This window comes from Paenibacillus sp. ALE2 (assembly GCF_054113385.1).
This window is the reverse complement of the sequence record NZ_CM134213.1, coordinates 1993641-2006619: the sequence shown is the minus strand read 5'-3', so window position 1 is coordinate 2006619 and position 12979 is coordinate 1993641. Positions and strand designations below refer to the sequence as shown.

General features: G+C 47.1%; 13 protein-coding genes. 1 reads left to right on the top strand and 12 read right to left on the bottom strand.

Annotated features, from left to right (window positions below; translation table 11 throughout):
• Positions 1-30: 30 nt before the first annotated feature.
• Positions 31-645, bottom strand: a complete 615-nt coding sequence (locus ACXHJ1_RS08725; protein WP_457905959.1) for a TetR/AcrR family transcriptional regulator — start codon at positions 643-645, stop codon at positions 31-33.
• Between the two features lie 25 nt (positions 646-670).
• On the bottom strand, positions 671-2155 hold the full coding sequence (locus ACXHJ1_RS08720; protein ID WP_126666445.1) for a phytoene desaturase family protein: 1485 nt from the start codon (positions 2153-2155) through the stop codon (positions 671-673).
• Positions 2156-2464: 309 nt separating this feature from the next.
• On the opposite strand from ACXHJ1_RS08720, the gene ACXHJ1_RS08715 reads away from it, so the two are divergent.
• Positions 2465-3697: a PHB depolymerase family esterase gene (locus ACXHJ1_RS08715; protein ID WP_167437878.1), complete on the top strand. Its 1233-nt coding sequence runs from the start codon at positions 2465-2467 to the stop codon at positions 3695-3697.
• 114 nt (positions 3698-3811) lie between these two features.
• Here ACXHJ1_RS08715 and ACXHJ1_RS08710 read toward each other — a convergent pair whose 3' ends face one another.
• The 10 genes from ACXHJ1_RS08710 to ACXHJ1_RS08665 all read right to left on the bottom strand — a co-directional run bounded on the left by ACXHJ1_RS08710 (position 3812) and on the right by ACXHJ1_RS08665 (position 12576).
• Positions 3812-3919 (bottom strand): putative metal homeostasis protein, encoded by a 108-nt coding sequence (locus tag ACXHJ1_RS08710; RefSeq protein WP_167437879.1) that lies wholly within the window; start codon positions 3917-3919, stop codon positions 3812-3814.
• A gap of 238 nt (positions 3920-4157) precedes the next feature.
• Positions 4158-5033: a cysteine ABC transporter substrate-binding protein gene (locus ACXHJ1_RS08705; RefSeq protein WP_017428606.1), complete on the bottom strand. Its 876-nt coding sequence runs from the start codon at positions 5031-5033 to the stop codon at positions 4158-4160.
• 137 nt (positions 5034-5170) lie between these two features.
• Positions 5171-5926, bottom strand: a complete 756-nt coding sequence (locus tag ACXHJ1_RS08700; protein ID WP_107733789.1) for an amino acid ABC transporter ATP-binding protein — start codon at positions 5924-5926, stop codon at positions 5171-5173.
• A gap of 17 nt (positions 5927-5943) precedes the next feature.
• Positions 5944-6621, bottom strand: a complete 678-nt coding sequence (locus ACXHJ1_RS08695; RefSeq protein ID WP_457905958.1) for an amino acid ABC transporter permease — start codon at positions 6619-6621, stop codon at positions 5944-5946.
• Positions 6602-7267, bottom strand: a complete 666-nt coding sequence (locus tag ACXHJ1_RS08690; protein ID WP_016822815.1) for an amino acid ABC transporter permease — start codon at positions 7265-7267, stop codon at positions 6602-6604. The genes ACXHJ1_RS08695 and ACXHJ1_RS08690 overlap by 20 nt, the downstream gene beginning before the upstream one ends.
• A gap of 218 nt (positions 7268-7485) precedes the next feature.
• Positions 7486-8934, bottom strand: coding sequence for a SulP family inorganic anion transporter (locus ACXHJ1_RS08685; RefSeq protein ID WP_457905957.1), 1449 nt, complete (start codon positions 8932-8934; stop codon positions 7486-7488).
• 272 nt (positions 8935-9206) lie between these two features.
• The gene (locus ACXHJ1_RS08680) at positions 9207-9779 is read right to left on the bottom strand and encodes a hypothetical protein (RefSeq protein WP_090888836.1); all 573 of its coding nucleotides are present in this window, start codon (positions 9777-9779) and stop codon (positions 9207-9209) included.
• A gap of 23 nt (positions 9780-9802) precedes the next feature.
• Positions 9803-11473, bottom strand: coding sequence for an ABC1 kinase family protein (locus tag ACXHJ1_RS08675; RefSeq protein ID WP_330720854.1), 1671 nt, complete (start codon positions 11471-11473; stop codon positions 9803-9805).
• Position 11474: 1 nt separating this feature from the next.
• On the bottom strand, positions 11475-11834 hold the full coding sequence (locus ACXHJ1_RS08670; RefSeq protein ID WP_167437880.1) for a phasin family protein: 360 nt from the start codon (positions 11832-11834) through the stop codon (positions 11475-11477).
• 103 nt (positions 11835-11937) lie between these two features.
• Positions 11938-12576, bottom strand: coding sequence for a ThuA domain-containing protein (locus ACXHJ1_RS08665; RefSeq protein WP_167437881.1), 639 nt, complete (start codon positions 12574-12576; stop codon positions 11938-11940).
• Positions 12577-12979: the final 403 nt, after the last annotated feature.

The following is a 12979-nucleotide window of genomic DNA, read 5'->3' as shown; positions in this document are numbered from 1 at the left end:
GGGAGAAGGATAAAAAAATAAGCCGCTTCATCAGCGGCTTATTCCCCGAATAAAAGTATCTATAGTAAATGAAATCAATTCATCATTTGATTTTGCCATAGGAAGTTCAAAATTCAGGAGCAAAGAAGTCAATCCGTGCAGCATACTCCATACGGATCTAGCCATCAGGCGCTCATCTCCTTGAATGATGCAGCCTTCCTCCATAGCGGCTTTGAGTCCGCCCTCAAGCAACTCAAACCCTTTAAAACTCCCACTGTCTATAAGGGTAACCGAGCTTACAGATTCAAGGTTGCTGATAAACAGGATGTTGTAGTATTCGGGATTAGCCATGCCAAAACGGACATAAGCATCGGACACTGTTTTCAGTGTGTCCAGAGCGTTCAGTCCGGCTGCCTGTGCTTCATCCACGCGCTGCTGAAGAGCCTTCAGGAACAAAGCATTCCCTTCTAACAGCAGTTCACGGACAACCGCTTCCTTATTGGAGAAATAATGATAAATAGTCGTTGGTGAATATTCGATCTGATCCGCAATTCTACGCATAGAGACCTCAGCATACCCTTGGTTCAAGAAGAGCGATCGAGCGGCCTCAATGATTTTGCGGCGAATCTCACTGCTTTCACGTTCTCGGCGTTTGATATGTTTCATGAATAGATATACGTGCCCTTTCTGCCTATCTCAATTTGGCGGCGATACGATCAGCTTCCATTATACCCGAGTTCATAGCTCCTTGAAACCCGCCCCCAGGCTGTGTCCAGGCTCCTACCAATGACAGGCGGTTCACTGCTGATTTGCGCTTCAGTCTGTTTATGCCGGACTGCCGGACCGTTTGTGCATAGCCATAAACGGCTCCGCCGGGATTAGCAGTATACCGCTGCATGGTGCGTGGTGTGCCCAACTCTGCCACCACGACTTTGCTGCTAAAACCAGGATATAGCTGTTCAAGACATTCCAGTATCTGCTGTGTTACTGCTTTCTTTTTGGCTTTATATTCGGGACGTGCACTAGGCCAGTTCTCCAATCTGTCCAAAAATGTAACAGCGATGACACCCTTTCCCGCTTCATTGAGTGTAGGATCCATGGCGTTATAATTTGTGAGCATCCAGTTGCCTTTCATATACTGGCCGCTCATCATGACTTCATAATCCGTCTCCGAATCCGGCTCGTTACACAGGATTAAGTCTTCTTCGCTGATCCCAAGCTCATAAGGCTCGCATGATAGCCCTAGGTACAGCTGAGTGAGAGACGTACCAGTTTCCAGTCTGGTTACAGCATCCGTCTCGCGACGGGCGGCATTGTGACTCTCCAGCAGACGGCCATAGGTATGATGAGGACTGATCCCAGACACAACCCAGTTGGCTTTATATACATCCCCTTTTTTCAGACGTACACCAGCTGCCTTACCGCGTTCAAGTATAATTTCAGACACCTGACTGCGCAGGTGAACTTCTCCTCCAACTGATTGAATAGCTTCGACCAGCGCATTGGACAAGGCCTGTGCACCTCCCTGAATGTAGTACGTCCCCTCCAGATGATAGCCGATCCAGGGAATAAAAAAGTACAAAGCCGCCAACCGCTTCGGGGGCAGCCCATAATAGGGCCAGAGTGCAGTGAAGAACTCCGTGAATCGGTCAGACAAGCCAAACTGACTTACAGCCTCCCAGGTGGTCATTTTCGTCCAGCGGAAGAAGGTGCCTGCTTTGAACAGACCCGCCAGCTTACGCCAGGAAGTAAGGGAAGAAAAAGCGGTAAAGCCTGTCTCAAAACGGCGAATGCCCGCGAATAGCTTGTCAATGGCTGCTACCTCAGCAGGAAACATGCCTTTGAGGAGTTGCACATACTCCTGCACATCAGATGGGATATCAATGATCTGCCCTTCCCAGCGAATGGAGTAAGGGTGCTTTTTACGGAGAGGAACGATTTGCTGGTCCACATGGCAGTCCTTTAACATCCGACCGAAGCTGCCTTCTTCGAGTCCGCCGACGCCGTGCAAGGAGACATCAAAGGTATATCCCTTTCGTGTGAATTCAGTAGCAAAGCCGCCAGCCAAAGTATGACTTTCAAACACAGCTGTCCGGTAACCCAACGCAGAAAGTCTGGCTGCACAAGACAAACCACCCAGCCCAGCACCAATGACAATAACATCATATTGGTTCATGATTTCATCTCCCTTGTTAACGTCGTTATATAAGTTAACGGTGTTAAGTTAAGGAGATTATATACCATCGCATCCCGGTTGAGAAGGAAAATTTTTTATAAAACCATCCAAAATTGTAGCGCTTTCACTTGTCAGATTCCAATGAGGATGCTATCCTTCAATTGGGATTGTTACTGAAAAGGCAAAACCCGAGTACACTTGTGTACCCGGAGTTTGCCTTTTTTTGATTTGTATGAGTTCCACAGCATACAGTCAAGCATCCTGAGCATATAGTAAGCGCTTTATAAAAACGCCAAAGGAGATTATCTTATGCAAAGAAGACGTTTCGCCCTTGTTCTACTATCTTTCGTGCTCCTGCTTACGATCTTTTATCCATCCTCCAGCTCTGCCGCAGCAGCCGATGTTCCAGCACCACAGGCAACCGTGCTTACTGAGGTACAGCCTCTGGGTGAGGTTGTTACTGCCGTTGTACTGAAGTACAGCACCAATATTGACGGATCATCCCTGTCCACTTCCAGTTTTCAGGTTCAATCTGTGCTTAATGATGTATACGCAGACAGAACTGTGACTGGTGTATACACCAATGATACTGGTGCCATCACCAACCGCAGCACTTATGGCAAATATGTCGTGATCGAGCTGGATACACAGGATAAAAATGCAAGCACCCTTACTTACGATTCGACAAGCGCAGTCAATCGTATTAATCCGCTGAACTATTACATTAGCCAAAAGAAAGATATTGCAACTTCGAAGAAAACAGTCGTTCCAGCGACTGCACAGCCTGTAAAAGCAACCGATAAAGTGACACCCATCGTAGATGATTTTCAAAAAAACACTTTTGAAAATAAAGCCGGCTTCAAACTGAACTACTTTACGTTTGAGCCTAAAGTAGAACCTGGCAAAACCTATCCGCTGGTTGTGTTTCTACATGGCAACGGCGAACGTGGTGACGGAAACGGGGTTAACCTGTTAGCGAATGCCGGGGCCGTTACTTGGGCTTCTCCTGAGCAGCAAGCCAAGCACCCATCCTTCGTCATCGCTCCTCAAAGCCCGATTGACCTAGAGCATAAATTTATTTGGGCAGATGAACCGCGCAACAGTGCTGTTGCCGATTTGGTACGTGAAACGGCCTTGAAATATCCGATCGACACCAACCGCATCTATATCGTAGGTATTTCTCAAGGAGCCATGGGTACATGGAGATTGTTAGAAAAAAATCTTGATCTGTTCGCTGCTGGCGTACCGATTGCCGGACTGACCAACTATGAAAAGGCTGTTAACATGTATGCCCCTGTTGACCCTGCACACGTTGAAGTATTGAAGAACGTTCCTATTTGGGCCTTCCATGCGGTGGACGATACGACAGTAAGTCCTAAGAACTCAGAAGAAATGGTTGCTGCTATCAAAGCACAGAACGGAAACCTCATTCACTTCACTGAATACGAAGCAGGGATTATCAAACCTACAGGACACTTCTCCTGGGTTCCGGCTTTACAAAATCAGGATATGATTGAATGGCTGTTTGCACAAAAGAAATAAAAAAAGACACCTGCCTTCCTGTGTACCACCATCAGGAAGGCAGGTGCAATATCAAAATGAGGAGACTAAAAAATTTGACACTGGTATTGCCATTTGCAGTTAACTTGAAGCTTGTTACTTCGCGCGCTTCGCAGCTTTGATCGTTCTCAAAGCCCGTTTGCGCGTTACCTTGTTCGGACTGCTGAGCTGTCTTCTGGCAGTAGCCACATCCGTTTTAGCCATGTGTAAAGCACCATCCTATTCACTTAGGCTCATATTGGGAGTCTGCGCCTAAAGACTTAAATGATAATGAGAATCATAATCATTTAAAATTATATAATGAAATTTACGAGCATGCAAGAGATTTTGGGGAAGTATTATCTCGATTAAGAACTTGCAAATCTCCCTTTCCTCATATGCAAGAAGCGTCGGGACAGCAAGCCCAACGCTTCTTTATGCTTAATAGCAACTTATACGATGATTAATTCACCTTGCCGCCCTCCACAACCAATTGATCCGTAAAGCCTTCTCCGTAAACGGAGGTCAGTGTGTCCTTATAGGCTTGATGGACAAAATTTTCTTTACCCAACGTAGCCAGTTCGTTGTTGATCCAATCCAACAGTTCCTTATTTCCCTTCGCTACTGCAGGGGCAATCGTATCTTGACCACCGAAGGCTGGAATGCTTACGGTAAAGCCGGGATTGGCCTTGGCCCAAGCGATCAGCTCTGTATTATCGTTCGCAATGGCGGCACCGCGTTTGTCTTTGAGAGCCGAGAAGATTTCGGTGTATTGATCGAATTTGAGCAGCTTGATGTCAGGATAATTTTTCGTAAAATAGGTCTCTGCTGTCGTTCCCTTGGCAACAATCAGCTTTTGATCCGAGCCCTTCAATTGGTCAATCGTGGTGATGGGAGCACTGTCGGGTGACACAATGCCAAAGGATAATTTCATGTACGGGTTAGCAAAATCGACTTTTTCTTTACGTTCATCGGTCACAGTAAAGTTAGCCATGATGATATCTACCTTGTTGGATTCCAAATAGGCAACCCGGCTGGCGGCATCCACCAGAACGAACTCCACCTTCGACTCGTCGCCCAAGAGGTCTTTGGCAAACCGTTTCGCAATATACACATCAAAGCCTTGATTTTTCCCTTCTGAATCTACGTAGCCAAAAGGCGGCTTATCCGCAAATACACCGATTCGAATCTTGCCATTCTTTTTAATGTCCTCAATTGAAGCAAATTTAGCCGAGCCTGAACTACCGTTGGTATTGCCAGCCCCTGCACATCCTGCCAAGCCGACAATCAGCAAGCTCAAAGCCAGTAATAACGTTGTGAACTTCATTCCTTTTCTCATCTGTATTCATCCCCTTATTTGTCAGCATTTTGCATCATTCGGTTTCTTTCGCTTCTGGGTGCAATATAGAGACCAATAGAAACATTTCAATCTCTATATTGTGATTGGAAGTCGCTCATGGGATTGATGCAAAATGCTCATATCGTTTCGTACTGAAATATATCCAGAAAGTGCTGGGCACGCTCTGTTTCCGGTTGGGTAAAAAATTGCTGTGGTGTAGTCATTTCACATATCTGTCCTTGATCCATAAAAACGATACGATCTCCTACCGACTTGGCAAACCCCATCTCATGCGTCACGATAATCATCGTCATGCCCTGTTGGGCCAGCTCACGCATGACATCCAGCACCTCTCTGACCATTTCCGGGTCCAAGGATGCGGTGACCTCATCAAAAAGCATAATTTCAGGATTCATACACAGGGCGCGCACAATCGCAATCCGTTGCTTTTGCCCGCCTGATAATTGTCGCGGATACGCATCCTTGCGATCCAGCAGACCGACTCGCTCCAAGAGCTGCTCCGCTTGCGCAAGCGCCTCCTGCTTGTTTCGCCGCTGAACTTTAAGCGGGCCAAGCAATATATTTTCCAAGACGGTCATATGCGGAAACAGCTCATAGTTTTGGAACACCATTCCGATATGCTGCCGCACCTCACGCCAATTCACTTTTGTATCTGTCAAATCCTGTCCTCTATAACGGATATCTCCGCCCTGGACTGGCTCCAGACCATTGAGGCACCGAAGAAGCGTGCTTTTTCCACATCCCGAAGGACCGAGAATGACCACGACTTCCCCTTTCCTTACGTCCAGACTAATCTGCTGCAGCACTTTTCGGTCGCCGAAGCTTTTGTCCAGCCCTCGAATTTCCAATAAAACCTCCACAGCCTCTTCCATGACACCACCCCATCCTGCTAATTTTGCCATCTGCGTTCAAATCTTTTGGAAAGTCTGGATAACGGATAACATACGAGAAAATACAATATAAAAATAAAGCCATACACCCAAAAGGATGCCGAAGGCGCTTTGATTACACCAAGCTCAATAATCTGCTGCCCAACCTTGACCACTTCCACTACACCGATCAGTACCACGAGTGACGTGGTTTTGATCATCCGTGTCGCCAGATTAATAGAACCCGGAAGCATTCGGCGCACCGCTTGGGGAATGAGCACATGACGGTATAATTGCCAATAGGTTAGCCCTAATGCCTGCCCGGATTCCACCTGATGCTTAGGCAGTGATTCCAGCGCACCACGTACGATGTCACCAATCTCGGCTGCTCCCCACAGACTGAATACGATAACGGCCGTTAGTTCCCCGCTGATATTCACATTCAGCAAAGGCGTAAATCCAAAATACACGACATACAACCACACTAAAATCGGAATAATGCGAAATGTCTCCAAATATAATTTCAGCACAAATCGAATTGGTCTTGATTGTAAAGTGCGTAGCAGACCCATCAAAATGCCTAGCAGCGTACCGATAATAATGGAGAGTACTGCAATTTCCAGCGTAACCAGCAATCCCCCTAACAGACGCTCAAAATTCGAACCTTCAAAAAGCACATTAATCCCCGAACTCAGCATATCGCACCTTCCTTTCCACCCACGTCAGCAGCATCGACAAAGGTAAAAGCAGAACGAGATATGCCAATACCAGCAGAATCAACGATTCTGTCGTTTTGTAGTACATACCGATCAGGTCCTTTGCCACATTCATCAGATCTAGTAAAGCAATGGCACCCACAATGGAAGTTTCCTTGAGCAGAAAGATTGCATTGGCTCCCAAAGACGGAATACTGATGGCAAATGCCTGCGGCAAAATAACATATCTCGCCAGTTGTATCTTGGACAGTCCGAGACTCAGCCCGGATTCCGTTTGGGTTTTACTCACAGCTTCGATTCCACCACGGAACGCCTCAGCCATATAGCCCCCGCCCAAAAAGGTCATGCCGACAATAGCACACGTCATTTCGCTCATATGCAGACCTATCTTCGTAAACCCGTAGTACAGAAAATATAACTGTACAAGCAGCGGCGTATTTCGGGAAAGCTCGATATAGGCTACAATAATTCCACTAATTCCTCTCACCCTGTAATACAGCACTATGCTGCACAGCAAACCGACGACTAGTGAAAACAGAATAGCAAAAAAGGCAATCTTCAACGTCAGCCACATGGCTTCTCCATATAGCGGCAAGCTTTCTACAATAAACTCCCAGTCTAAGTTCATATGTACATACCTTTCAATTTTCAATTATTCCTATGTATTTGCTATGCTTAATAACAATGATTGTATTCCTGCCCATTTATTACGTCAATACTTTGCTGAAAATTTGTCATATTTATCTATGATTAAGAAAGAAAACCTTATTTCATTTCAGAAATAAATAAAAAAAGCCCAAAATGGATGAATTCCATTTTAGGCTTTGCTTTATGCTATACGATTCATCACACGATCGGCTCTGTAACTACAGGACCACCGAGCTTTTCCACAATTAAACGGCTTTCCTCATTTAACCCTTGTAAGGTAATAGATTTACCTGCGTTTCTGTATTTTTGCAGCACCTTGCCAATGGCAGTAACCGCCGAGTGGTCCCACACATGTGAATGGCTAAAGTCCACTACAACGCGCTCCGGATCATCCGAAGGTTCGAAATGATCGACAAAATGAGTCGTTGAGGCGAAAAACATCGGCCCTCTGACATGGTACACCTTTGCTTCCTGATCCTCAGTCGCACTGATACGGATTTTAGCCATTTTCCAGCCAAAATGCAGGGCACTCAACAGTACGCCTACGATCACGCCCTTGGACAAATCGTGCGTAGCCACCACGATGATGACCGTGACCACCATAATAAACGTATCTGCTTTGGGAACCTTGGCGATGTTTCGGAGCGACTTCCAATCCACGGTTCCGATACACACCATGAACATGACGCCCACCAATGCGCCCATAGGTACTTCCTTTACAACACCGCCAAGCACGAGCAGCAGAAAAGCCAAGAACACCCCCGCCGTGAAAGTGGACAGTCGTCCTCTTCCGCCTGAGCTTACATTAATGACGGATTGTCCGATCATGGCACAGCCACCCATACCCCCAAAAAAGCCATTTACAAAGTTGGCAATCCCTTGCCCACGGGCTTCCCGGTTTTTATTGCTTTTCGTTTCGGTCATTTCATCCAAAATACTGGCTGTCAGCAGTGATTCCAGCAGTCCAACCAGCGCCATCGTAAAGGAATATGGCAGCAATATCCGCAACGTGTGCCACGACCACTCAATTTGCGGCAAATGGAATGAAGGCAGTGAGCTGGTTAGCGTACCGATATCTCCTACCGTTTTGACATTCAATCCAAAAACATACGTAATGATCGTCATGATAATAATTGCTGTCAATGGAGCGGGAATGCTTTTCACAAATCTCGGTAAAATATACACAATGAGCAATGTCCCCGCTACCATCGCGTACATGATCCAATTCGCCCCATGAAAGTGGGTGAGCTGCGCCATAAAGACGAGGATCGCCAGCGCATTCACAAACCCGGTCATGACCGGCTGCGAAATAAAGCTTATAAAGCGACCAATTCTCAAAACACCCAGCAGTACCTGAATGATCCCAGCCAAAATGGTAGCTGCAAACAAATACTCCACGCCATAATCTTTGACCAGACCCACAACCAGTACAGCTACAGCCCCGGTTGCTGCCGAGATCATCGCCGGACGTCCACCTGCAAAAGAAATGACAATCGCCATCGAGATGGAGGCATACAGTCCGACCATAGGGTTGACACCTGCAATGATGGAGAAGGCAATCGCCTCTGGAATCAATGCCAGCGCCACGGTCATGCCCGCAAGTATATCAGCCCGGATATTACCGAACCATTGTTGTCTAAGATTCATACTGTTTCGTTCCAGCCTCCTATATTCACAGAGAACAGCATTTTGACCCGCAACCCGATCTTGCTTTGGGCATCCGTCCAGCGGTCAATCGCTATAGCTCTCCTATCATTCAGCTCGTCTCTCTCAAACGAACCCCTTCCGTTACATCCAGTCCATCATTATAACGCAAGGGATTCGCAGAGACGAATGAGTTAAAAGGCTGTTTACAGAATGAAAACGTCTATTTACTTGAAATAGCGCCCGTTTTCTTTATCTAATTCGTTTTCTTATATTTAAAATTTTCGTAATTGCTGCACAAGCTCTGATAGGGATTCAGCAATCTCTGAGTCCGCATAGCGCTGGAGCAAACTCTCAAAATCAGGCAGCGCTTGCTTTAGTAACCGACAGCTATAGACATAATAGCTCCAAAAAGCTACCGGATCATAGCCACGTGCTTCTTCCTCTTCCCACTCCACTTCATCATCTTCTGGAGCGCTGTCTACTGGCCATAAATATTTTTCTTCTAGCAGCATAGTCAAGGATTCTACAGACTTCTGTGAGTCCGCTTGTAGATTTTCCATGTCCAATGCTTGAACAACCGTATGGTACAAATCCAACTCACTCAGCGTGATATCCTCCGGGCTTCTCGCATGCATATTCCGCAATAAGAATAGTAGCGCCCATGGGGTAACCTGCCACAATGTACCTTGATGCTCTATCAGATCAGCGATGGCTGCATACTCCCTATTGGATATCAATTGCGGCAATTCCGTGCCCCTACCATAAGGAGTAGTCAGGCGGTGCCACGGTACATCTGTAATTTGAAGAGTATTCATTGAGACAGTGTTCATCTTATGAGTGTCCATGACGCCTCCTTTGTTGTTGATATCTAGAATCTTCCTGATTTAAAAATAGAATATAGTAAAAAGGCAACCATCAAGAGCGCTACAACAAAACCAATTTCAATCGCAGGTACGTTCCACAGCATGGTCGCCTGATGATTTAGTGATGAACCGATAATCAGCCCGACCATAATAATGCTGAATGCTAACAGCACAATACTGAATGACAGGCGATTGCTGATCTGATCCAGCTTGCGCAAAAGCTGTTCCAGCTCTGGTACGGTAACTTCCAGTTTTAGCTTGCCCTTGCTGATAATTGAGGTCAAATGCCTCGTCTGTCTCGGCAGTTCCATCAGCGTCTCCACCAGCTCGGTCGCACCACCCAACAGCTTGCCCCGAATACGGCGACCGCTGAAGCGTTCCTTCAGCAGCTTGTTGCCAAAAGGCTCGGCCAAAGCAATAATGCTGAGATCAGGGTCCAAATGCTCTACGACCCCTTCCAGTGTCAGCAGCGCCTTGCCCAGCAGCAGGACGTCTGATGGCAAACCAATCCGATGGCGCTGTGCTGCGCCAAACAGGTCGTTCAAGGCATCGCCAATGCTGACCTGTGAGAAAGGAACGTCCGCGTAATCTTCGCGTATTTTGTCCAGATCGGCTCGCAGTGCATTCAGGTCAGTATCCGGTTCGACCAGCCCTAGTCGTTCGATGGCGCGAACCATAGCATCGGTATTTTTGCGCATCAGGGCGATCATGAGAGAAGCGAGATGATTCTTCATTTCTTCGCTTAGCCTTCCCGCCATGCCAAAGTCCAGATAAGCGAGGCTTCCATTATTCAGGACGAGCAAATTCCCCGGATGGGGATCGGCATGAAAAAAGCCCTCTATAAAAATTTGATGCAGCATGCTGTTGACCAGCCGCTGCGCCAGTTCTTTCAAGTTATAACCACGGCGCAATAACTCTTCACGACTCCCTAAGTGAGTTCCGTCCAGAAACTCCATGGTCAATATACGTGAGGAAGTATGGTCCCAGTATATTTTCGGAATATAGATATGTGGGTCCTGCTCAAACTGGAGCGCAATCTTTTCCGTATTACGAGCTTCATGGTTGTAATCCAGCTCCTGAATGAGCGATCTCCCCAGCTCTTCTACCATCTGGCGAAGCTGATAACGCTCCACCCATTCCCAGCGCTTGGCTGCCATTGCGGTCAGTTCCCGTAAAATGTCCAAATCCCGCCGAATGATGCGATTAACGCCTGGACGCTGGATTTTAATCGCGACCATTTCGCCGCTGTGCAGCTTGCCCAGATGCACTTGCCCGATCGAAGCAGCCGCCAGCGGATCATCGTCAAAACGAACCAGTATGTCCTCTAATGACGTATCCAGCTCCTGTTCCAGAATGCCACGCGCCGTGTCAGGCGAAAAAGGCGGTACCTGATCCTGGAGCTTAACCAGTTCGCGAATAATAGGCTCTGGCAGCAGGTCAGCACGTGTACTTGCCAACTGTCCAAGCTTGATGAATGCAGGCCCCAGGTCCTCCAGCACAAGCCGAATCCGTTCACCTAAGGTTTTGGACTCGGGGGTTTCTCTCGTTAGCCACTTGCGGGGCAGGGATAGCAGCTGGAACAGTCCCATTTCTTCCACCATATAGCCAAAGCCATGACGCGCCAGCGCCATGGCAATTTCCCGGTAACGACCGGCGTGCTTCATGCGAACGGCCATTTTAATCCAACCGGTTCGCTTCTTCAGCGTCACTCGAACCCGTAAGCGCCGCCTTTTCTTTTTCCAGCTCCGCTACCTTTTTTTCCAACAATGCCACACGCTGCTCCAAACTTGTGACATCATTTTCGGTAGGTACTTCCAGCTCCTGCAAAATGCGGCTAACCTGCTCGCGGATCACGGTTTTGAATTGTCCCTGCTCCTCTGCCCCCCGTTCGATCAGACGATCGACCAGCGCTTTGGATTCCGAGGGCGCAAGTTCTCCACGGTTTACAAGATCCTCGACGGCTTTCTCCACCTTTTCTTTGCTGACAACGGTGAGGCCCCACCCCAATGAGATGGCTTTTTTGAACAAATCGCTCATAATATATCCTCCCCTACCTGTGATTACCTATAGTATAACCTGAAAAGGGGAGCCGCATAAAGTTCGCAGCTCCCCCCACAATGGTTGGAATGAATGATTATACTTAACCTGGAAAGCGTCCGGCCCACTTAGCAGCCTGAAGCAGTAGCTTACGGTATCCCTCGTGCTGGAAACTTGGCTGATTATGTCCAGGCATCAGGTAGACGACTCTGCCCAAGCCATAGGACAATGACCATGCAGCTGGCCACCACTGACCTTCATACTCGTATTCCATCAACAGTGTTTTTTTAGTGAATGGATCAAAATCAAAACGATACGGCTCCTCCTGAATCTCGAACGGCTCGATCCCTTCCATAATCGGATGATCCGGCTCTGTTACCTTGAAGGAAAGCTGCTCCGCTGACGGATGCCGCAGGAAACGTGCTCCCATGAGCTGTGCAATTTCATAACGTCCTTGCAATGTGATTCCGTTATGCAGCACAAGCAGTCCACCTCCGCCGCTGACGTAGGACAGCAGTCCTGCTGTTTGTTGAGGAGACAGAACCTCCTTACGGCTATCACAATACGAGATGCATAGATCAAATGAAGCTAGATTTTCCTTGAGCAGCATTTTACGATTCTCACTGCATTGAACCGTCATCCAATCTTGTAAAATATGACTAATCTCTTCGTCCACCCCTTGTAGCGGGTGAAACTCCGGATATGAATAATCTCCTAGCAGCAATGCTTTTCTTTTTTCCATCATAAATCCTCCTTGCCTGACTTGTATATAAGGACTTTAAAGGCGGGTCCCGTACCAACGGTCTCTTGTTTGTGGGGTCAAAACGCTCTGAAAAAATCCTTTGGCCCTCATCTATTTCCCATAACACCGCCATCGTTGTCCAAGCTACGGCATATATAAATAATTCTACAGACGGCCTATTAAATCCTTTAGCAGAAGATTATAGCATATATGTTCGCTCGGAATAAACTAATTATAAATTTATAAACATGAACGCTGGCGATTCCGCCCGTTTATGGTATACTCGTAAGAAAAAAAGTGCGTCCATGCATGAATAGCAATGAAGGGCCGCTTTTCGTAAGAAATCTATGCTTGCGGTTATAGAATTGATAAGAATTGCCTCAAAGCTTATACATTCTATAAA

Excerpts from the sequence above, each read along its gene's own strand:
- ACXHJ1_RS08725 (WP_457905959.1), bottom strand. The coding sequence starts at position 645 with ATGAAACATATCAAACGCCGAGAACGTGAAAGCAGTGAGATTCGCCGC.
- ACXHJ1_RS08720 (WP_126666445.1), bottom strand. The coding sequence starts at position 2,155 with ATGAACCAATATGATGTTATTGTCATTGGTGCTGGGCTGGGTGGTTTG.
- ACXHJ1_RS08685 (WP_457905957.1), bottom strand. The coding sequence starts at position 8,934 with ATGAATCTTAGACAACAATGGTTCGGTAATATCCGGGCTGATATACTT.
- ACXHJ1_RS08705 (WP_017428606.1), bottom strand. The coding sequence starts at position 5,033 with ATGAGAAAAGGAATGAAGTTCACAACGTTATTACTGGCTTTGAGCTTG.
- ACXHJ1_RS08665 (WP_167437881.1), bottom strand. The coding sequence starts at position 12,576 with ATGGAAAAAAGAAAAGCATTGCTGCTAGGAGATTATTCATATCCGGAG.
- ACXHJ1_RS08710 (WP_167437879.1), bottom strand. The coding sequence starts at position 3,919 with ATGGCTAAAACGGATGTGGCTACTGCCAGAAGACAGCTCAGCAGTCCG.
- ACXHJ1_RS08695 (WP_457905958.1), bottom strand. The coding sequence starts at position 6,621 with ATGCTGAGTTCGGGGATTAATGTGCTTTTTGAAGGTTCGAATTTTGAG.
- ACXHJ1_RS08700 (WP_107733789.1), bottom strand. The coding sequence starts at position 5,926 with ATGGAAGAGGCTGTGGAGGTTTTATTGGAAATTCGAGGGCTGGACAAA.
- ACXHJ1_RS08690 (WP_016822815.1), bottom strand. The coding sequence starts at position 7,267 with ATGAACTTAGACTGGGAGTTTATTGTAGAAAGCTTGCCGCTATATGGA.
- ACXHJ1_RS08670 (WP_167437880.1), bottom strand. The coding sequence starts at position 11,834 with ATGAGCGATTTGTTCAAAAAAGCCATCTCATTGGGGTGGGGCCTCACC.
- ACXHJ1_RS08715 (WP_167437878.1), top strand. The coding sequence starts at position 2,465 with ATGCAAAGAAGACGTTTCGCCCTTGTTCTACTATCTTTCGTGCTCCTG.
- ACXHJ1_RS08675 (WP_330720854.1), bottom strand. The coding sequence starts at position 11,473 with ATGGCCGTTCGCATGAAGCACGCCGGTCGTTACCGGGAAATTGCCATG.
- ACXHJ1_RS08680 (WP_090888836.1), bottom strand. The coding sequence starts at position 9,779 with ATGGACACTCATAAGATGAACACTGTCTCAATGAATACTCTTCAAATT.